This is a genomic window from Fulvivirga sp., assembly GCF_040218215.1.
GTDB lineage: Bacteria > Bacteroidota > Bacteroidia > Cytophagales > Cyclobacteriaceae > Fulvivirga.
This window is the reverse complement of the sequence record NZ_JAVJQL010000016.1, coordinates 1-21,036: the sequence shown is the minus strand read 5'-3', so window position 1 is coordinate 21,036 and position 21,036 is coordinate 1. Positions and strand designations below refer to the sequence as shown.

Below are 21,036 nucleotides of genomic sequence, written 5' to 3'. Positions count from 1 at the left end.
GCCTCAAGAAATATGGATCCTTATTGTTTACATAATGGCCTTGGTTACATTGGCAATACTCACCAATATATGGTGGTTATTTTTTATTTTTCCTGGAATTGGATTCATGACATTCCTTTTCGCCCTAATTAGGAATTATTTAAAAAGTTAATTTCACTTGAATACTATATCACTTTGAGGGGATTATAGGGTTGTTTTGATAAGAAATAAATGAACAAAGCCCATGATTAAAGTCATGGGCTTTGTTCGGTTAAGCATTTATCTTTAAATTGATGTTATTAAACACTATTGATTTGAAGAATATTTTAGTTGCCCTTGATTTTGATGATGGTGAGCAATTGCTCCTTGATAAAACATATGAATTAGCTACTGCCTTTAAGTCAAAAGTGTGGCTTTTACATGTTTCTGCTCCAGAGCCTGACTTCATAGGGTATGATGTTGGGCCACAGTACATAAGAGATACAAGGGCATCGGATTTAAGAAGTGAACATAAGCAGTTACAAGCATTAGCCAATGTTTTGAAAGAAAAGGGAATTGATGCAGAGGGTTTATTAATTCAAGGTGCTACTATTGATATGGTATTGGAAGAATCTAAAAAATTAAACATTGACCTGATAATAACAGGACATCAAGAACATAACTTTTTGTATCGGGCTTTTGTAGGAAGCGTTTCTTCTGAAATTGTCAAAAAATCAAAAATGCCAGTTCTTGTAGTGCCATTGTAAGCTATACGCGCATTTCATACACCCTTTAATATATCTGGAAAGAAGGTATCTTCTATGTTGAAAAACAAGCCTCAGGTCGATTAAATTATATTTCGATCAAAAAATAGACATATCATTACCATTATAGTTGTTGGAATGTTGTAAACCTTGGTTTTCCACATTTCAACAACTTATCTAATCCTATAAACAACTCTTCTATAAGTGAACACCCTCAGTAGTATTGAGAGGTCACAATTTCGCTGTTATTTTAATAGGAAGCGGGATCGCAAACTCAAAATAGTGATCCTTCCCGGTGGTCGAGATGTCACAGACACCTTCTAGCGTTTATCCCGCAACTTCCTTGCTCATAGGTTTACTGGATTACTCCAGCTTCATATTCTTTTTCATTCTTCAATACGAACCTGATCCTGTTCAATAGTTTTCTTGCTACTTTAATAATCGCTTTGTTGGGCTCGATATGCACAATGGCTGATTTATAAGCCAACAGTAAAGCAGGGTCCTTTCTCATAGCCGTCCATGCACATTCAACCAGAATGAACTTCAAGTAACTATTGCCCCTTCGTGTTATTCGCCCAACATGAGAAGTCTCTCCGCTACTTCTGGAATTTGGTACTAAGCCAAAATAACAACAAAGTGATTTTAGTGATTTAAAGCGGTTTATATCTCCAATTTCAGTCAGTAAGGTCATGGCTGAAATCATTCCTATAGAAGGAATGCCCATTAATAGGTTCACTTTTTTTACGTACTTCTCTGATCTTGCCAACCCTCTAATATTTTTATTGAGTTCCTTGCCTAATACCTCCAGATGGTTCAATTCTGAAAGATATACCTTCATGGAATGCTTGGCTGATTTGCCAAGAGATAGCGTATTTAGCCACTCCAAAAAACCTTTTGACCAAATTTTACCACTAAACTCATCAGGGATTTCCACCCCAAAGAACATCAAGAAAAACTTGATCCTGTTTTTTACTCTGGTTCTGTTCCTCACAATCCTATCCCTGGTCCTAAGTAAGGCCCGGTCCTGCTCAATCTGTTGGTCCGGTACATAAATAGCATTGAGGTCTCCGTTCTTTAAACTTCTTCCTAGCTTTCTACTATCGATCCGGTCACTTTTATGCTTCTTTTCCTTATCCATTGTGGGTACATCTGCCGGATGGATTACCAAACAATTTATCCCCATTGAAGCCAATCTCCGCTGCGTAGAAAAACCAGAGAACCCAGCTTCATATACACAGTGGTAAGTGGCCCCAGGATAATGTTTCTTTAAAAAAACCATCAGTAAACTGCTATCTGGTGGTTGGGTGAAGGTCTTTAATTCAAACTCTTGACTAAATACACTCACTTTCCAACTCTTGAGATGGACATCTATTCCAATATAGATATCCTCTCCCTCAAAACTTCTTTGTAACTTAACTCTATTCATAAGCTTCGGTGTTTGGTTTATCACTCCTTAATAGATAAATCTATTTGTGAAAACCAACCCGAAGTTTATTTTTCAATCATACGAACTCAAAAGTTTGGCGTCATTGCGAACGTAGTGAAGCAATCTCTTCTAAGGACTCGCAGACAACCATGAGATTGCTTCGATTTCTCGCAAAGACGAGATTTTAATACTTTTGATACACCTCCTTTTTGATATTTAGCCTAATTCTATGGCCTCACCCAAATAATCTATAAAAGGCTGGCCGTCCAATCTTTTACCAGTGGCCTTATAAATAGCATTACCAAGTGCAGCCGCTACTGGTGGCAAACTAGGTTCTCCAAGACCCGTTGGGTCGATACCATTTTGCACGAAGTGCGTTTCAATTTCAAGTGGCGCTTCATTATGCCTTATCAGTTTGTATTCATTAAAGTTTTTCTGATCAGGCACGCCATTGGTAAATGTCATGGCACTGTACATGGCATGACCAATACCGTCAATAATTCCTCCTTCTACCTGATTTAATGCGCCTTCGGGGTTTACTACTATCCCGCAGTCAATGGCGCACCACACTTTTTGAACGCGTGGTTTTCCATCCTTCATCATCACATCCACTACTTGAGCAACATAGGAGTTATGGCAATAGTAAGCAGAAACACCTCTGGTTACTCCAGGAGTTTCGGTACCCCAATTTGATTTCTCTTTTACCAATTTCAATACACCCGCATATCTTTCGGGGTCATAATCATTATTTTCTCCAACAGGGTTAGACTTAGCCCTGTCAAAAAGCTCTAATCTAAAGTCTATAGGGTCTTTGCCCATTGTTTCTGCCACCTCGTCAAGGAAAGATTGCTCGGCAAATGCAATAAAGTTTGATCTTGGAGCTCTCCATGCACCTGTCGATATTGTCGACACAAGATTGTGGTTTTCCGATAAATAATTATCCAATGCGCCAGCAGGAAATCTATTTTCAAAAACAGGGCTTCCATCTACACCTGCCCCTTTGATTTTAATGGCAGTAAGGTTATTACTCTCATCAAAAGCAGCCGAATACTTTACTTTATAAGCAGGGCGGTAGGTTCCCTGTGTCATATCGTCTTCTCTGCTGTATACCAGTTTAATAGGGGCGCCTACATGTTTGGAGATCATGGTGGCTTCAACGCCAAAGTTTCCATAAAGTCTTCTCCCAAATCCACCACCCATTCTCGTCATCATAATGGAAACATTATCTTCAGGCATGCCTAAAACTTGGGCAATGGTCTTGCTTAGATATTCCGGTGTTTGAACAGGACCAACCAATTCTGCCTTGTCAGCACTAACATTGGCAAAGAAGTTCATTGGCTCTAATGTATTGTGCGCAAGGAAGGGCGCACTATATTCCCTCTCAATGGTTTTAGCAGCATTTTTAAAGGCTGCATCGGGGTCACCATCCTTTCTTGCCGGTTCAGCAGCATCTTTGGTCATTAATGCTGATAGCGACTCCATGTAGTTGGTGGTGCTTTCGCCAGTACCCTCTACATATTCCCATTCTACTTTTAGTGCCTTTTTGGCTTTCATTACCTCCCATGTAGAATTGCCTACAATGGCAATCTGCTCAGGGAAGGCATTAACATCTGACCATTGCTTCTCTATGCCTTCAGGATATACATTAAATGAAAATACATCTTTAATTCCAGGCATAGCTTTAGCTTCAGTGGCATCCATGGACTTAAGCTTCATGCCGAAGCCCTCTGGGTGTACTATCATGGCAATGAGCATACCGTCTGCCTTGTAGTCGAGGCCAAACAAGCTCTCACCTTTAATTATCTTCGGCCCATCCACATTCTTGGTAGGGTGGCCGATTATTTTAAAATCTTTTAGATCCTTAAGTTTAACTTCTTCAGGAACTTCAATACCTGCAGCAGCGGATGCTACTTCACCATAAGTCATTGATTTGCCCGATGCATGGCTAATTACACCCTTGTCTGTTGTCAGCTCGTCAGCAGAAACTCCCCACTGTTTGGCGGCAGCTTCAAGAAGCATCCTACGGGCAGTGGCACCTGCCATTCGCAAGCTTTGCCATCCTTGTCTGATAGATTGGCTTCCTCCAGCTAACTGGCGTGTATATTTTTGGATATCATAACCGGCCTGTTCAACAATCACATCTTTCCAGTCAACGTCCAGCTCTTCGGCTACAATCATCGGCATAGAGGTTTTTACATTCTGGCCGATTTCAGGATTTGGAGACATAATAGTTACTATGCCATTATCACCGATCTTAAGAAAAGCATTGATATTGAACCATTCATCAGGCATTTGCTTGATTTGCTCAGGCGTAGGGGAGCAGGATGCCAGCCAGCTAAAGCCTAAGATAATACCACCGGTAGAAGCAGTGGTGACCTTTAAGAATGATCTACGATTATATTTGGTTTTAATAAGTGTCATTGTGTTAAGTTTTTAGGTAGGATGAATTAGCTATTGGCCGCGGTTTTAATGGCTTTCTTAATCCGTGTATAGGTTCCGCAGCGACAGATATTGCCGCTCATTGCATTTTCAATCTCCTGATCTGTTGGATTAGGGTTTTGCTTAAGTAAAGAAGCTGCACTCATGATCTGTCCACTCTGGCAATAGCCACATTGTGGAACATCATGTTCGATCCATGCTTTTTGAACCGGATGATCCTGTCCCTTTGATAGTCCTTCAATAGTAACTACTGGATTTTCTCCTACTGCAGATATCGGAATCTGACATGATCGTGTGGCCACACCATTAAAATGAATGGTACAGGCACCACATTGACCAATGCCGCATCCGAACTTTGTTCCTACTAGATCGAGGTGATCTCTAAGTACCCATAACATGGGCGTGTCAGGGGCAGCTTCTACTTGCTGCGCCTTTCCGTTGATAGTGATTGTATATTGTGCCATGATAGCTTTAATATACTTTTATTTAAGCACAGATAAAAGACAATGTATATAGAAAGACTATTGACTGGGATGAATGGTAATGATTCTTAGACTAATGTTGCTTTTCGAATTTCAGACTAAACCAGGTGCGGTCGACATATACCTCTACCAATTTTCCGTCAGCATAAGTATAGATGTTTTCCTTTCCATTAGGGAGTGAGAGTTTGTACTTGTGATCGCCAAGGGCTTCTAAAGGGCAGTATTCTAAAAACCTCTCAGAGAATACACTTTTAATGTTAATAGGTTCTTCAAAATACATTTTAGCTGAAAAATAGGAGATGTCTGCATTTTCCAGATTGAAATGTTTATCAGGAAACTTGAAACATTTATAGCTATTATCAAAGTATTCCATAGAAGCGGAATCCTCCTTGGTTTTATTCATATAAATGCCTGAGTAGCTTTTCTTTATACGGTTGTTTTCAATTAAAAGATCATGCTCTGTTTTTCTGTTATACGACTTCCACAATACCTTGAAAGTAACATCTGAAATAACCAAATAAGATGTCATGCCAGCATCTTCCACCTTAGTGGCACTGATCTCTCCGATTTTATCACCGCGCAGGTTGATGGTGTAGGAATGCTGCTGGGCAGTAGCATCCTGAGTGAAATTGACTCTGAATAATAGTAATGATATGACAATGATGAATCTATAGGGCATGGCCTAATATATGATTTTAGTATTCATTCCTTCCATGAACGACAACAATTACAAACAATTATTATCTACTGGATTTTTATTAGAAGGAAACCGTTCAATTATTCATGATAAAAGGCACTTTTAAATAAAAGTCTTCAAATACGAAACAAATGATTAAGTGTACCGTATTTTTCTCGTATCCATTTACGAAACAAATAATTGGAATATTGCGCAACCATTTTATAAATAGGTGGTCTAATACTTAACGAAGAAATTATGAAAGGTACTTACTTGGGTGAATTTCAGGAAGTTGTATTGCTTTCCATTCTCATTTTGCAGGAAGAATCTTATGGAGTAAGAATCCAGGAAGAGATTCAAAAGGAGCTTAAAAGAACCATAAGCAGGGGAGCACTGCATACTGCGCTTACCAGATTGGAAGAGAAGGGCTTTATTAAATCTGAGATGGGCGGGGCAACCGAAGAGCGCGGTGGGAGGCGAAAGCGTATTTACACAGTCACCAATCTTGGAAAGGAATCACTAAAAGAAGCAAGGGCCGTACGTGAGCAATTGTGGACCAAAGTACCGGATTGGGCGGTAAATATCAATTATGCTTTATGACAAAAGAAGACAGGCCACCGAGGGTGTTCGAGCGACTATTCGAATGGTTTTGTGCTGATGATTTTTTTGAAGAACTACAGGGAGACCTTGAGGAAGCTTACTATCATAATGTAGAAGTTCATGGTACTGCTGTAGCCCGAAACATATATAGGAAGGAGGTTTTGCTGATGCTAAGGCCTTCAGTAATGAAGAAAATAAAAGGTCGTTTTAAAAACTCAAACTCAAACAACATAGACATGATACGTAATTACCTAAAAATTGCCGTAAGGAATATACTTGGACAGAAGCTGTATTCCTTCATTAACATTTTTGGCCTGGCCGTGGGCATGGCCGCCACCATTCTCATCTCACTTTACGTGCAAAACGAACTCAGCTATGACAAATACCATGATAAGGCCGACAGGATTTACAGAGTATCACGGGAATGGTTAAATCAGGATGGTGAATCAAGTTTGCACTTGGGCCATATAGCACCACCTTTTGCTCCATTGATCGAGAATGATTTTGAAGGCGTTGTGGAGCAGGCGGTAAGACTTATGAGTGGCTATGGTCCGTTGATGAGTACTGCCGATGGAGAAAAGCAATTTGAAGAAGATAACTTTTTCTTTGCTGATGCAGATGTTTTTAAAGTTTTCTCCTGGGAGTTTATTAAAGGAAAACCTGAAACGGCCTTGGTTGAACCAAACACTTTGGTGCTATCTGAGACGGCAGCAAAAAGGTATTTTGGTGATGAAGACCCAATAGATAAGTCATTGACTTTCAATAATTTCGGATTGGAGATTGAAATGAAGATTACAGGTATTATTCAGGATGCTCCCAATAATTCCCACTTTCATTATAACATGATTGCCTCATTTCTTACCTATGAAAATGTGGTGGGCAAAGAGCAGCTGATGCAACAGTTTGGTAGCAATAACTTCTCTACCTTTTTACTGTTTCCTGAAGGTGTGAGCCCTACAGAATTCGAGGCTGGAGTGCCCGCATTTATGGATAAGCACTTAGGTCAAAGTAATGATGGGAATCCGGCATCATTAACCAATAAATTGCATTTAATGCCATTGACTGACATTCATTTGCATTCGCATTTGGATAGCGAAATTGAGGCCAATGGCGATATTAAGTACGTGTATACCTATATTATTATTGCCTTGTTCATTTTGCTTATAGCCTGCATCAACTTTATGAACCTTTCTACAGCACGGTCAATGAAACGTGCGAAGGAGGTAGGGGTAAGAAAAGTGATGGGCGCTTTCAGAACCTCATTGATCAGACAGTTTATAACGGAGTCTGTATTGCTTGCCACGGTATCAGCGATATTGGCCGTAGGAATAGTGGTGGTAGTAATGCCCTGGTTCAACAATTTTTCAGGAAAACAGCTGTCATTAACCACGGTTGATCCGTTGTTTTTCTCAGTATTACTTTTAGGTGTGGTTTTAGTGGTAGGGCTGATTGCAGGCAGTTATCCAGCTTTTTACCTATCAAACTTTACTCCGGTAAAGGTTTTGAAAGGGGCAAAACTCAACAGCCACAAGAAGGTGAACCTGCGATCTGTTTTAGTGATTTTTCAATTTTTTATTTCCATCTGTCTGATCATAGGTGTGGGTGTTATTGGTGATCAAATAGAATACATGAAAACGAAAGACCTGGGGTTTAGAAAGGACAATATGATCGTGCTGCCATCTAACCAACAGATACATGATAATTTCCAGATGATCAGAGACAGGCTAATGAAACAGCCGAGTATTGAAGATGTGACCTTTGCCAGTCGGGTGCCTTCAGGTAGGTTATTGGATTCACAAGGTGGACAGGCTGAGATAGGTGGTGAGATGGTTAATATCAATTTCAGAATTGCCGATATCCATGTTGATCACAGCTATTTAAAAACGCTGGACGTGAAATTCCTGGCAGGACGAAACTTTGATTATAACCTGGCCAGTGATTCTACTGAAGCTTTCATATTAAATAATGCGGCTATACTTGGACTTGGGTACACATCCCCTGAAGAGGCAGTGGGCAAGAAATTTAATTATGGTGGCAGAAATGGGTTCATTACTGGTGTGGTAGACGATTTTCACTTTGAATCTTTACATCAATCCATCGCACCTATGGTCTTTCTTATCACTCAGGGTAGGGCCAGAAATGTTATTGTTCAGTTTAAAGAAGGAATGGAAATTGAGGCCTCAGATTATCTGAAAGGGGAATGGGAGACACTTCGTCCGGGTTCTACATTTGACTACTATACCATAAGCGAAAGTTTTAATGACCAGTATATGGCAGAAGAGAAGCTCAGCCAATTAGTATCTTACTTTTCATGGCTGACTATCTTTGTCGCGGTGCTGGGGCTTTTTGGCCTGTCATCTTTTAGCATTGAACAAAACATCAAGGAAATAGGTATTAGAAAGGTGTTAGGTGCCTCTGTAGGCAGTGTAATGTACTTGTTTACCAAACGTTTTGCCATATTGGTTATTATAGGTATTATCATTGCTATTCCGGCAAGTTATTATGGAATGACAGAATGGCTTTCTGGATTTCCGTATGCCACAAGCCTGAAACCGATGACTTTTATTGTAGGAGGAGTGTCTGCCTTATTGTTGGCCATTGTTACAGTGAGTTATGAGATCATAAAAGCTGCTGTGTCTAATCCGGTGAGTACGCTGAGGAGTGAGTGATTTTCAATGAGCAATTGGCAATTAACAATGAACAGTTAGCAATCGATATTTAAATAGTTCGTTAGTTGATAACCATTGAAAATTGGTAAATGAGCATGGTTCGCTTTAATTTGCGGGCTATGCTTTTTTTATTTCCAATAACATCTATTTATGCCCTTTGATAACTGGCAAATTCTGGCTGCCGGGCTATTAGCCGGAATCATCCTTGGGCTTTCTAAGTCTGGCATCAAAGGCATAGCCATGCTATGTGTGGCCATAATGGCCATTACCTTCAGTGCTAAAGCTTCTACAGGGATTTTGCTGCCCATGCTTATAGGTGCCGATGTGCTTGCTGTCACCTATTATCGCAGACATGTGCAATGGCCTTATCTCATTAAAATGATGCCCTGGATGATGGCAGGAGTACTGATAGGGGTATGGACAGGCAATGATGTGTCTGAGCATATTTTTAAGCAAGGGATGTCGGTCATTATCCTCATCAGTGTGGTGATTATGTTTTGGTGGGACAGGAGTAATAAGAACCTGACCAACAATAAACTGATTGCTCCTGTAATGGGGCTCAGTGCTGGATTTGCTACCATGGTGGGTAATCTGGCAGGCGCATTTTCCAATATCTACTTTCTGGCTATGCGCTTGCCGAAAGATCAGTTTATAGGTACAGCTGCCTGGTTGTTCTTTATCATTAACTTATTCAAGTTGCCCTTCCATATTTGGGTATGGGGAACCATAACTACCTCATCCTTAATGACTAGCGCTTCGCTATTTCCAGGAGTGCTCATAGGTTTCTTTGGAGGAGTGAGGCTGGTAAAACTTATCAGAGAGAAGCGATTCAGGCAAATGATTTTGCTGCTCACGGCTATTGGGGCGGTGATTATTTTGATTAAATAAACTGCTGAGATACCAAATTACTATAGGTTTCAAAAATGTAAACTTTTAATTTCCGGCCCGCCTGCCGAAGTAGTACTGAGGGAGGCAAGACAAAACCTAATAGGACCGTCTCTTCGAAACAGAGCATAGCGGAGTGAGAAGTCTCCTAATCATTATCCGCAAAACCTAAAGGGAGATGTCTCATTCCGCTGCACTTCATTTCGACATGACGGATCTTAATTTTGCGGCCCGTCTCCCGGAAGGCAGGCAAGACAAAACCTAATAGGACCGCCTCTTCGAAACAGAGCATAGCGGAGTGAGAAGTCTCCTAATTACTAAGTGAGAAGCCTAAAGGGAGATGTCTCATTTCGTTGCACTTCATATCGACATGACGAACTATAAGCATTTTCGCTATTACGGAATATTTCTTCCAATATGTAAAAAGAAAGAAAAATGTCTGTAATCTCCTTTACCAAACTCGGATTAATAATTTTTCCTATCTTGTTTGATCTTCTAACATCAATCAAGACTAATGAATAAATTCTTACGAATTATCACCATAGTTTTACTCTGTGCTATCACTGCCCAGGCTCAGGACAAGAAAGCCAAGGAGCTTGACGGTTTTATTAAAAAAGGCATTGCTGACTGGCAAATACCGGGACTGGCGGTAACTGTGGTTAAAGATGGCGCACCAGTCTTTACCAAAACCTATGGTGTAAGGAATCAGGATGATGGGACTAGGGTTGATGAGCATACCTTGTTTTCCATGGCATCTACAACCAAAGCTATGGTGGCCATGGCAATGGCCATGCTGGTAGATGAAGGCAAAGTGAGTTGGACGGATAAAGTCACAGATCATGTACCTTATTTTAAACTCTCTGATCCATACATCACTGCAGATGCCACTGTAAAGGATTTATTGACCCATAACCTGGGGCTTGGCAATGCGGACCTCATCTGGTATGGCATAGAACTAGATGCTGAAGAAACAATCAAAAGGATGCGTCACGCGCCAATAGCTTATCCATTGCGTGGCGGTTATGTCTATCAGAATATCATGTATGCTGTAGCAGGAGAGGTCATCAAGGCTGCGAGCGGTATGGAGTGGAATGACTTTGTTAAAGCCAGGATTCTGGATCCATTGGGTATGAATGATACCAAACTGGTTTCTAAAGATGTAAAGGCTGTTGACAACAGGGTAACTCCACATTTATTAAATGATGAAGATAAGCGCATCACTTTCCCTACAACTTTTAGTGATGGCATAGGCCCTGCAGGTATGATTTGGTCATCCATTTCTGACATCAATAAATACTTAAAGTTTATTCAGCAAAATGGTGTAAATCAGGGAGATACGTTAATAAAAAGCAACACTTTCGAATACCTGTTTACACCACAAGCGTTGATATCTAAAAATAGCTTTTATCCTACTACACAGCTCACCAAACCGCACTGGACGAGCTATGGATTAGGTTGGTTTCAGCATGATTACAAAGGGGAGAAGGTGGATTTCCATACGGGTAGCCTTGCCGGGTTGATTGCTATCAACGGGCAGCTCAGAGATTATAATTTGAGTGTTTATGTGTTTGGAAATATGGACCATGCCGAGCTACGTCATGCCATCATGTATAAAGTTTTTGACCTGTACGCATTGGGTGGTGACCGTGACTGGCGTAAGGAGATATTTGATCTGTATGAAGGCTTTAAAGCAGAGGGTGAAGCTAATGTCAGGAAAGCCAAGGAAAGCAGAGTAGAAGGCACGAAAACAACGCTGGAGTTAGCGGCATATGCCGGTACTTACAAGCATCCCATGTATGGCGAGATCATCATTACCCAAAAGGATGATAAGTTGCATTTTAACTTAAATAATAAACATCAGGGGCTGTACGAGCATTGGCATTACAATACCTTTAGCTATGTGGATGAATTCTCGGGGTTAACTGATAGTCAATTCAATTTCGAAATCAGTGCTGAGGGTAAAGCTAAAATCCTGTATTTCTGGGGCTATGGGTTTGTGAAGGAATAAAAAAGCAGAGAGGCTTTCAATAGTTTAGCCTCTCTGCTTTATGCATTATAATTTATATGGCTTACGATATTTGTAATGCAATTTGGCTTTAGCCACACCACCTTTATCACCAATAAACTTCTCTTTTAAAGGATCCCACTGGATGGTTTGTCCAAGGTCACAGGCAATGTTGCCTAATGTACAAACGGTACAAGAGCTATGGCCGATCTCTACCGGCACCACAGGATCTACACGATCACGCACCGCATTGATGAAGTTTTGTGGATGTGCGATAAGCTGCTCATAAGGAACCTCTTTATCCGACTTATCTGCAGGCATTAATGAATCATCAGAAGCCAGGTAATGCTCGCGCGATACTTCTAACCAGCCTTTATCACCCATAAACTTCACACCCTTGGTCAACTTATCATTGAAAGGCTCAGAAGTTACAACTGCGCCACTGGCATATTTAAATTGCATGAACTCTTTACCGTCACCAATAGGTGCCGCTTCAACAGGACCATTACGATCCATACCAAGTCCCCACTGGACGATGTCAAACATGTGTGCACCCCAGTCGGTAGTGAAACCGCCACCAAATTCTTTGTACCAGCGCCAGCCGCCCCAGAATTCTTCATCTTTTGGAGGGTTAAGTGATATAGGAGGGTTTAACTCTTTGTTATAGTGTAAGTTACCAGGTAATGGACCAAGCCATAAATCCCAGTTCAGATCTTCAGGAACATCCTCAGCAGGCAGGGTGTAAGGAGTAGGGGGCGCTCCTACATAAGCATTAACCTTTTCTATTTTTCCAAGTCCGCCAGTCTGTACCATTTTAACGGCATGCTGGAAATTAGGATCTGAACGCTGCTGACTACCAATACCTAAAACGCGGTTGTTTTTACGTGTAGCTTTAACCAGCGCCTGACCTTCTGTAATGGTAAAAGTCATCGGCTTTTCGAGGTACACATCTTTGCCGGCTTCAACAGCAGCAATGGCTACCAGCGCATGCCAATGGTCAGGTGTGGCGATCACCACCGCATCGATATCAGGACGGGCTAACAGGTCCTGATAGCGCTCATAAGTTTTGATTTCAACTTTTTTCTTTTCCTTCTCATAATGCTCGTTCAGTACGTTTTCAAAACGGGTACGCTTACGGCCATATACATCGCAGCCGGCCACCACAGTAACGCCTTCCACCTGGATAAAAGCACGCAATAGATTCATGGCCTGCTGACCGATACCAATAAAACCAAGCTTCACTTCCTTGGCGGCAAAAGGGTTGGCCAGGGAAGTTAAAGAGGGCAGGATGGTGATACCGGCAAAGCCCGCTGCCGATTTTTTGATAAAACTCCTCCTTGAGGATTGATACTTAGAATTCATAGTTATTAAGTGTAGTTAAAATAGTTAAGTGTTTTAAGTTAAAGTATTTTGTCTTGATCAGTGTTATAACATGGTATAAAACTGCTTTTAAATGGTTTAATGCAAGATAATTGCCCCGAATGGGATAAATCACTATCTTGAAGAAAGACCGTATCCCAAACACTACATAACAACCTGTAAACCAACTGACTATGATACGATTAAGCATTATTAGTTTCTTACTCATTTTAACCACCAAAACCATGGCACAGCCTGATTTTTACCATTTGAGCGTTAACAGCGAGAATATCAAATTTACCTGCTATTTGAACGGATTTCCTGTTTATGCTTCTGAAGATCAGTATGACGCGACTGTGTCATTGCCGATACAGCTGTTTTTGATAAGTAAGAACAACGTACTGAAAATAGAGGCCGAGGCGTATGATAAAAGCAAGCCCGGAACGCTGGAGGCTGATGTAGCGCCATTTTCGCAAGGCGAGATGGTAGACACTGGCGGAATAGACGCCAAGCTAAGTATGGAAGTAACGGACATGAGCAGTAAGGAAATGACCTTTGATAATGAGCGGTTCGATTTCTCTGATTTGCTACTTACCGGTGACCCGCTAAAGGAAGCTGATGTAAAAGCGTTTGGCAAGAAACTGTATGGCTACCTTGTGGCTGGTGATGCCAAAGGCTTTGTAGGTGAAATGAATGTAAAGATCAGAGACTATGCCGCGACCAATCCATATACTGAAGAGCAAATGCGTGAAGGATTGACACAGCAGCTGCAGCAAACATTTTTTAGCCAGAAGCACGAGGCTGTGGCTGACGATCAGATTTCTGTGGTGAGTTATAGTGATGGCAGAATTTGGGAGATAAAAATTGGTGGCGAAGAATTTCTGAAGTACAGCGAGGATGGAGTTTCTATGCAGATGCCTGTGTATGTAGGCAGCGTAAAAGGAAAACTGAGTATCGTCCGGTAGGGTGACATTCTAATAATGTCTATTTAACATAATATAAATTATATAACAAACATAGCAAATTCCGTAATACGAGGAACGAGTATTTATACATAAAATCAGTTATCGGATGCAGTACGATAACGTCTACGATTTTATGTTAAGGAATTTGCGGCTCGGCTAGCACCCATGCTTTTTATATAATTGCTATTATGTCTGCGTTCGTACCTCACTTGCTTGGCTCTCGGCAGCCAAGTAAATAGAACACACAAGCTTTCCCTCCGTGATGAAGAAAGTTCTGAACGGTCTGTGCATCTAGGTTCGTTGTTATATAATTAGTCGTTATATTAAATAGCCGCTCGGCCAGCGCGCTATATCATCCGCACGGCTTGCCCTGTCCAAACAGCTATTAATAGTTTTACCCACCCGCTGTCAGGCTGATGCCTGATGAGCCTACACTAATGCAAGAGATTTCCAGGCAAAGCTCAGCGCTTATAATTTCAATATTCGGGGAATTGTACGGTTTGATTTCAAATACGCTATTCTCAGCGATTTGGAATTTGCCTGTAAAACACTTGCAAGCCAACGCTTTGTTAAAAGCAATAATTGCTATGTGTATATAATGGCTCACAGGTTTGATTGTTTTGAATTGTGTTCGCTTTACGCTCATGCCGCTAGGCAAATACTTTTGGCATTGCCCCAAAAGAATTCAAAAGGTCTAGCCAAAATAATCACTTCCACCCACTGGCCTACGCACGCCCGGTATTTTGGCAGGCCTACACTCATGTCCTATTTAACATAATATGTTCGATTTTTTTATCCCCAGAAAATATATTTTCCGCTTCTTTTTTCAGTTATATATTTTTCGTTATCAAAGCCCATTCCTTTGATATACTGTTTATCAAAAATTGTTGCCAAATCTGGAGCTGTCAAAATAGTTTCTGAACGAGCAACTATTCCGCTATTGATTTTATTAACTAAAAAACCTCCGCATACTTCAAGTTCATCAGAGCAAAAGAGTTTACCATGTAACTCTTCCCTCATAAGTAAGAAGTTTACAAAATGAATTGGTTTTCTTTTCTGAGCTATCAAAGTCAAAATAAAAACTTCCAAATCATCAAGTTTTACAACCCATGGAAAGCAATCATCATTGCTGATTTCTAAGAGAACTGATAGATCATTTTGAATCTGACCAAATGATTTTAGGTTTACAATTATGGAAAAATCCCCGCCCTTGTATTTAGTTGTATCAATTTCCTCAACTACATTGCCATTTTTGTCTTCAATTTTTAAAGGTTCCTGATTAACAAATTTGTCCTCTACCCTTTTGGTTTGTTTATATCCATAGCCTATTGAGCTTTTAAAATCTTTTTTTATGCGATTAAAGGCTCTTTCAGGATCTCTAAAAGGTTCATTCAATTTATACCCTTTTGCTTCAATTATAAAGGCATACTTTTTCCATAAAATTAAAATGTCTTGTTCACATCCATCGATGTAATAACTTGTATATATCTCAATATCAGGCCCTAATAGCTTTTTAAAGATATCTAATATTTTATCTTCAAGAAGTTTACCTTTTTTCTCTATCAGTTTGGTTGTAGTTTCTGTAGTGTTTGAGCATATGTTTTCTAACACATTCTCAATTGCATGTAAAACTTGTTTTATTTCAAATACCTGAAACAAGTCATCACCTAATTCTACTATAGGTTTATCATACAAAGGGTTCCCTGGTTTAGATTCTGTATAGTAAATAAAATTTGATGCTGTACGAGTTGAAATTAAGTAAGTTAAAATTGTTTTTACCTGATCAAGTGTAAGGTCTTGTGAAACTAATTCTTTGGGATAAAATCGATTTATTATTCCAGGGTCAGCGACATAAGTCATGAGTGGCTTTCTCTCCTCAAACAATTCCATCATAAAATCTGGCATATGATCCGCAGGTACAACTGGCATGTTCGTATAAACTTCCCAATCTGGTCTAAGCGTTCCATTAGGAGTAAAGCCTTGAAAGTTTTTTTGAATCAGAGCATCTAGGTTTTCATAAAATTTTAAAAAATGGATGGTCTTTAATCCTGTCTCATCTTCAATTATTGAATCTAACTTTGTGTATAGTCCGTCTATCCAATTAATGGTTTGCTCTTCATAGTTCAACGGGCCTTGATTAAAATATGATAAGAAAGAGGGCATTGCAACTTGCCTTACTCTTTTCCATTCTTCATTTATTGTTTCTCCCTCTTGCGGGAAAAATATCTTGTCATATTCTAATTCTATTTCATTTAAAAGTTTAACTATTTTTGACCATTCTTCATTTGAATATTGTATCTGCACACTTTTCTCTGGATCACTACTCATAGCTAATCCTCCTAAGTAATACAATTGACGCATCGGAGATGATAGTTGTCCTAATTGGTCATCAGCTTTATTATCCGCGATTGCCTTCATCAAACTGCCAAGATTACCAAGGAACCATCTAGTATCATAAATAGCCACGAGCTCTTTCAGCTCCTTAGATTTAGACTCTAAACTCATATGAATATAGCTTCTTAATTATTGAACTAGATTGGATAGAAATATTATGCCATCCTCTACTCGCTTTTTGATGGAGACTAATTGCTGAAAATTATAAGTCCCAGAAGAACCATGAGTACCATCATTGAAGACACGAAATAATTCTAATATATTATTGACATCCTCATCTACAAAATTTCCAAATTCCTCATCAAATAAACCCTTCTGATGAAGCAAGTATTTAATCTTTGCTCTACGAGTTGGTTTTCCATATTCAGTAGTGTCACAGTTAGGTATTTGAGAAATTACAGTGTTATCAGGGGCTTTAATTTCTAAAATTTGAGTAAATACTTCCCTAGCACTTGTACAAAAGTGTCTTGCAGCATCTGGGTTTTTCGGGTTTAAAGAAAACACAGCTCCTTTCCACCTATTATCTAAGTCAATCGATATAGCAATCAATTCATCATTTAAAGTCGATGTAAGTGAATATACATTTGAATCTTCATCTCCTGTATGAGATAAGGAATTCAATACCTCAGCACTATTCGCTGTTTCCTTTTCGGATAAGTCCAAATAATAATCATAATTGGAATCTAATGACCCCGATTCTGAACGACTATCTAGATTAACATACCTATTGTTTAAAGAAACCACAGATCTATGGTATACAACATGTCTAGTTGAATTAGAATTAGCCAGTTTATTCATTTCGGTTATCAACCTTTGTCTATTAGCTCGAACCCTAGAGTTATGTGCTCTTACATCTTGATTATATTTATTTATCGCTTGATTAACCTTCTGGTTATACTTTCTAACTTCTTGATTGTACTTATTTATAGCCTGTTTCTGCTTATTCTGCAGTTGTCTCAATTTGCTTTTATATTGAGATAAAGAAATTCTCTTTGCCATAATCTTATCTATTTCCGAATGTTAATGCTCCAAAAACTAAAGCTAAAAAGCCTACTCCTACCCAATTACCTACTTGTGGACTTTCCTTGATGCCTTTTTGAACATAATTTGCAAAATGTTCACAATTACTTCCAAATAAAGAATATGGTTGCCCCTCTTGGCTTAATGCTCTTTGTACTGCAATTCTTCTGGCATATTGATTGCCATGAAACTTACGTATTTGTACAGGCTCGAAAGTTCTAATTAATTCTAACACCTCATTTTCATTGTATTTTCGAACTCCATTTTCCATTGAGTTTGCCATAAACCAATGACCACAGTAATCTCTTCCTAAATACACAATAAAGTGGTCTAATATTCTGTATCCGATCTTTTTAGCGACAATTGCATCTCCTGCTTGCAAATTGTTTTCAATAATAAACTGTCGAACTTTGTAATTCATATTAACGTTATTAAAAGTGTAACACAAGTAATACACTTGTATTGGTAAAGATACGAATATTATTATTAATTTGTTTCGTAATTTAAATTATTGTTTCTTTGGTGAAACATTTTTTAAACTAGATGGCATCCAAAATCAATTCTGATAAGCTTTCTTCAATGATAAAATCTAAACGGGGAAAGCAAGGCTTGAGAGCTACAGCAAAAGAAATTAACATTAGTGCCCCCACACTTTCTAGAATAGAGCAAGGTAAATTACCTGATATTGATACTTATGTAAAAATATGTGAATGGTTAAATGTTTCTACTGACTATTTTACAGAAAGTACTGTGAATCAGGAAGATACCCAAACTAATGTAATTGCATCATTAAGAGCTGACAAAACACTTTCTGCCGAAACCGTTGAATCATTAGTTAATTTCATTAACTTGGCATTCAACCAAGTTAAAAACAAAAATAGCTAAAAATAATTATACTTACGGGTTCAAAGCTAAAGCTGATAGGTATACCATTTCATTTAGAGAGGAATTAGGTATTACCGTACATGACTACCTTCCCGCTAAATTGTTAGCGGAGCATTTAGGTGTAATAGTATTATCCCAATTTGATGTCAACCTTTCTGTTAATGATCTAGACACTCTTAATGGTGCTAGTGATTGGTCTGGTGCAGCATTTAATTGTAATGAACAACCAGTTATCTTGTTTAATGCTCAGCATTCAAATGCGAGAAATGAAAGTACAATTATGCATGAACTTTCACATATCATATTAGGTCATAAACCAACAATTGATGAAAATTCAATTCATCAAGGTTTACTGCTAAGGAGTTACAATGAAATTCATGAAAATGAGGCAAATTGGCTTGGTGGGTGCCTACAAATTCCGTTTGATGGACTTGTAACATCTTTGTTAAATGGCAAAACCATAGAAGAAATCGCCATCCAATATGGATCTAGTATAGATATGGTAAAATACAGAGTAAATAAATCTGGAGCTAAACAAAAGGTGTATCATATTAGAAATAGACATTAGGCAAAACAACTCAAAGCCACACACATTTACCTAACACTCAATCCAACGCCTAAATAAGTGTGTCTCTCCCACCCTATGATGAAAAACTCTTTCTTCCCTCCTTTTAAAATATAAATTATTAGTGCCTACTTATCCCAAAGCTTACTTAACATAATGCGAGGAAATCATAAACCTACCGTGTAGATTTCGTAATAGAAACGCAGCAGAGATATTAAGCATAAAAAATGCGAGAACAGCTAGGGTCTTTATTTACATTCATTCTTGTAAGTTGCGTACTTAGTACTTAAATATAAAATGATTAATTTTACATTTTTTATGTTTAATATTCATTCCTTATACTGCAAATATTGAATACTATTTATCGCCTATTGCTATGCCTAGTATGTCTAGCATTTTTTCAATCTTTCGTTATTGCTCAGCAGCCATTTATAACAACATGGAAAACGGATAATCCGGGGACCTCTGAAGACAACCAAATTACGATTCCAACAACAGGAGTAGGTTATAATTATACAGTTAATTGGGGAGATGGTAATAGTGACCAAAATGTTTCTGGAAATATTACTCATACCTACTCATCTCCAGGAACATACACGGTTTCTATTATTGGGAATTTCCCTAGAATATTTTTTTTTAATTCCGGAGATAAGGAAAAGATACTGACTGTAGAACAGTGGGGCGACAATCAATGGGCTTCAATGGAATCTGCATTCAATGGAAGCTCAAATTTGATTATTAATGCTAGTGACAGTCCGGATTTATCAAATGTGACAGATATGGGCGATATGTTTGCGGGGTGCTCTTCATTAAATCAAGATATTGGCCATTGGGATGTTAGTAATGTTATTACAATATCCTTCATGTTTGATCGGGCTACATCATTTAATAAAAATATTAATCAATGGGATGTTTCAAATGTTAGAATAATGGAAGGGGTATTTAGTTCTGCCTCAGATTTCAATCAGCCATTGGATAATTGGGATTTGAAAAATGTAACTGCTACAAATTATATGTTCGCATCTGCAAGATCATTTAACCAAGACATCTCTTCTTGGGATGTTAGTAAGGTAAATGAGATGGCTTCTATGTTCATTGGAGCCATCTCTTTTGATCAAAATATCAATAGCTGGGATGTTAGCAATGTTGAGTACATGACAACTATGTTTATGTCTGCTTCAGCTTTCAATCAAGACATTAGTGATTGGGATGTTAGTAAAGTTCGAGGTATGAGCCGAATGTTTTATTTTGCTGAATCATTTAATCAAAACTTAAGCAAATGGGATGTTGGTAATGTAGTAGGTATGAATCAGATGTTCAGAAGCGCTTTTGCTTTTAACCAAGATCTTAGTGGTTGGAACATAGGTAATGTAGAAGGTATGGAAGAGATGCTTGATCTCTGTGGTTTGTCTCGTATAAACTTAGATAAAACATTAATTGGGTGGGCAGCGTTGCCAACTCTTAAGTCTAACGTTCCTATTGGAGTAAGAGGGCTGACCTATTGCAATAGTGAGGCTGCGAGAAATAAATTAATTTCTATTAATAATTGGGTATTTAATGGTAGTACAAAGGATTGCTCTAACTCGGCACCTACCGATATCCTATTAACTTCCAATTTTATAGATGAGAATAACTTAGATGGAGAATTGATAGGCACCTTGACTACTATTGATGATGATAGTGACGATACACCAACCTATGATATTACTTCAGGAGAAGACCTGTTTGAAATCATTGGAGATCAGTTACTTGCCAAAGTGGCCTTTGATTTCGAGGCTTCCGATACGTATGAAGTAGTCATTATTACTTCAGATAATGACGGACTGACTTTTGAAAAGTCCTTTTCGATAAGTGTTAACAATGTGAATGAAGCTCCTAATGATATCAATTTATCTGCTAATACCATTTTGGAGAACAACTCAGTTGGAGACCTGATAGGCACAT

Annotated in this window: 17 protein-coding genes; 9 read left to right on the top strand and 8 right to left on the bottom strand. The window is 38.9% G+C overall.

The window, feature by feature from the left end:
• Positions 1-293 precede the first annotated feature (293 nt).
• Positions 294-725, top strand: coding sequence for a universal stress protein (locus RIB54_RS12835; RefSeq protein WP_350101282.1), 432 nt, complete (start codon positions 294-296; stop codon positions 723-725).
• A 352-nt stretch (positions 726-1,077) separates the two neighbouring features.
• On the opposite strand, the gene RIB54_RS12830 is transcribed toward RIB54_RS12835, so the two are convergent.
• The 4 genes from RIB54_RS12830 to RIB54_RS12815 all read right to left on the bottom strand — a co-directional run bounded on the left by RIB54_RS12830 (position 1,078) and on the right by RIB54_RS12815 (position 5,748).
• Complete coding sequence (locus RIB54_RS12830) at positions 1,078-2,148, bottom strand: IS110 family RNA-guided transposase (RefSeq protein WP_350101281.1); 1,071 nt, start codon at positions 2,146-2,148, stop codon at positions 1,078-1,080.
• Between the two features lie 216 nt (positions 2,149-2,364).
• Positions 2,365-4,569, bottom strand: coding sequence for a xanthine dehydrogenase family protein molybdopterin-binding subunit (locus RIB54_RS12825; RefSeq protein WP_350101280.1), 2,205 nt, complete (start codon positions 4,567-4,569; stop codon positions 2,365-2,367).
• A gap of 26 nt (positions 4,570-4,595) precedes the next feature.
• A complete protein-coding gene (locus RIB54_RS12820) occupies positions 4,596-5,051 on the bottom strand; it encodes a (2Fe-2S)-binding protein (RefSeq protein WP_350101279.1) in 456 nt (151 codons plus the stop codon).
• 91 nt (positions 5,052-5,142) lie between these two features.
• On the bottom strand, positions 5,143-5,748 hold the full coding sequence (locus tag RIB54_RS12815) for a DUF6134 family protein (protein ID WP_350101278.1): 606 nt from the start codon (positions 5,746-5,748) through the stop codon (positions 5,143-5,145).
• 255 nt (positions 5,749-6,003) lie between these two features.
• On the opposite strand from RIB54_RS12815, the gene RIB54_RS12810 reads away from it, so the two are divergent.
• The 4 genes from RIB54_RS12810 to RIB54_RS12795 all read left to right on the top strand — a co-directional run bounded on the left by RIB54_RS12810 (position 6,004) and on the right by RIB54_RS12795 (position 11,907).
• Complete coding sequence (locus RIB54_RS12810) at positions 6,004-6,345, top strand: PadR family transcriptional regulator (protein WP_350101277.1); 342 nt, start codon at positions 6,004-6,006, stop codon at positions 6,343-6,345.
• A complete protein-coding gene (locus RIB54_RS12805; RefSeq protein ID WP_350101275.1) occupies positions 6,342-9,014 on the top strand; it encodes an ABC transporter permease in 2,673 nt (890 codons plus the stop codon). The genes RIB54_RS12810 and RIB54_RS12805 overlap by 4 nt, the downstream gene beginning before the upstream one ends.
• Before the next feature lie 150 nt (positions 9,015-9,164).
• Positions 9,165-9,902: a sulfite exporter TauE/SafE family protein gene (locus RIB54_RS12800; protein WP_350101274.1), complete on the top strand. Its 738-nt coding sequence runs from the start codon at positions 9,165-9,167 to the stop codon at positions 9,900-9,902.
• Between the two features lie 511 nt (positions 9,903-10,413).
• Entirely contained in the window at positions 10,414-11,907 is a 1,494-nt protein-coding gene (locus tag RIB54_RS12795) for a serine hydrolase (protein WP_350101273.1), read from the top strand.
• A 45-nt stretch (positions 11,908-11,952) separates the two neighbouring features.
• On the opposite strand, the gene RIB54_RS12790 is transcribed toward RIB54_RS12795, so the two are convergent.
• Entirely contained in the window at positions 11,953-13,266 is a 1,314-nt protein-coding gene (locus RIB54_RS12790; protein WP_350101271.1) for a Gfo/Idh/MocA family protein, read from the bottom strand.
• Between the two features lie 191 nt (positions 13,267-13,457).
• On the opposite strand from RIB54_RS12790, the gene RIB54_RS12785 reads away from it, so the two are divergent.
• Positions 13,458-14,228 carry a hypothetical protein gene (locus tag RIB54_RS12785; protein WP_350101270.1) on the top strand — a complete coding sequence of 257 codons (771 nt, stop codon included), beginning with the start codon at positions 13,458-13,460 and terminating at the stop codon, positions 14,226-14,228.
• A gap of 792 nt (positions 14,229-15,020) precedes the next feature.
• Here RIB54_RS12785 and RIB54_RS12780 read toward each other — a convergent pair.
• The 3 genes from RIB54_RS12780 to RIB54_RS12770 are packed head-to-tail and all read right to left on the bottom strand — an operon-like array spanning position 15,021 to position 18,063.
• Positions 15,021-16,733 (bottom strand): NERD domain-containing protein, encoded by a 1,713-nt coding sequence (locus RIB54_RS12780; RefSeq protein ID WP_350101269.1) that lies wholly within the window; start codon positions 16,731-16,733, stop codon positions 15,021-15,023.
• 18 nt (positions 16,734-16,751) lie between these two features.
• Positions 16,752-17,621: a pPIWI-associating nuclease domain-containing protein gene (locus tag RIB54_RS12775; RefSeq protein ID WP_350101268.1), complete on the bottom strand. Its 870-nt coding sequence runs from the start codon at positions 17,619-17,621 to the stop codon at positions 16,752-16,754.
• Between the two features lie 4 nt (positions 17,622-17,625).
• Entirely contained in the window at positions 17,626-18,063 is a 438-nt protein-coding gene (locus RIB54_RS12770) for a lecithin retinol acyltransferase family protein (protein WP_350101267.1), read from the bottom strand.
• Positions 18,064-18,185: 122 nt separating this feature from the next.
• Here RIB54_RS12770 and RIB54_RS12765 point away from each other — a divergent pair, with 122 nt between their 5' ends.
• The 3 genes from RIB54_RS12765 to RIB54_RS12755 form a co-directional block, all read left to right on the top strand.
• Complete coding sequence (locus RIB54_RS12765; RefSeq protein ID WP_350101266.1) at positions 18,186-18,527, top strand: helix-turn-helix domain-containing protein; 342 nt, start codon at positions 18,186-18,188, stop codon at positions 18,525-18,527.
• A gap of 100 nt (positions 18,528-18,627) precedes the next feature.
• Positions 18,628-19,095: an ImmA/IrrE family metallo-endopeptidase gene (locus tag RIB54_RS12760; RefSeq protein WP_350101265.1), complete on the top strand. Its 468-nt coding sequence runs from the start codon at positions 18,628-18,630 to the stop codon at positions 19,093-19,095.
• Positions 19,096-19,442: 347 nt separating this feature from the next.
• A partial coding sequence (locus RIB54_RS12755; protein ID WP_350101264.1) for a BspA family leucine-rich repeat surface protein occupies positions 19,443-21,036 on the top strand: 1,594 nt, incomplete at its 3' end.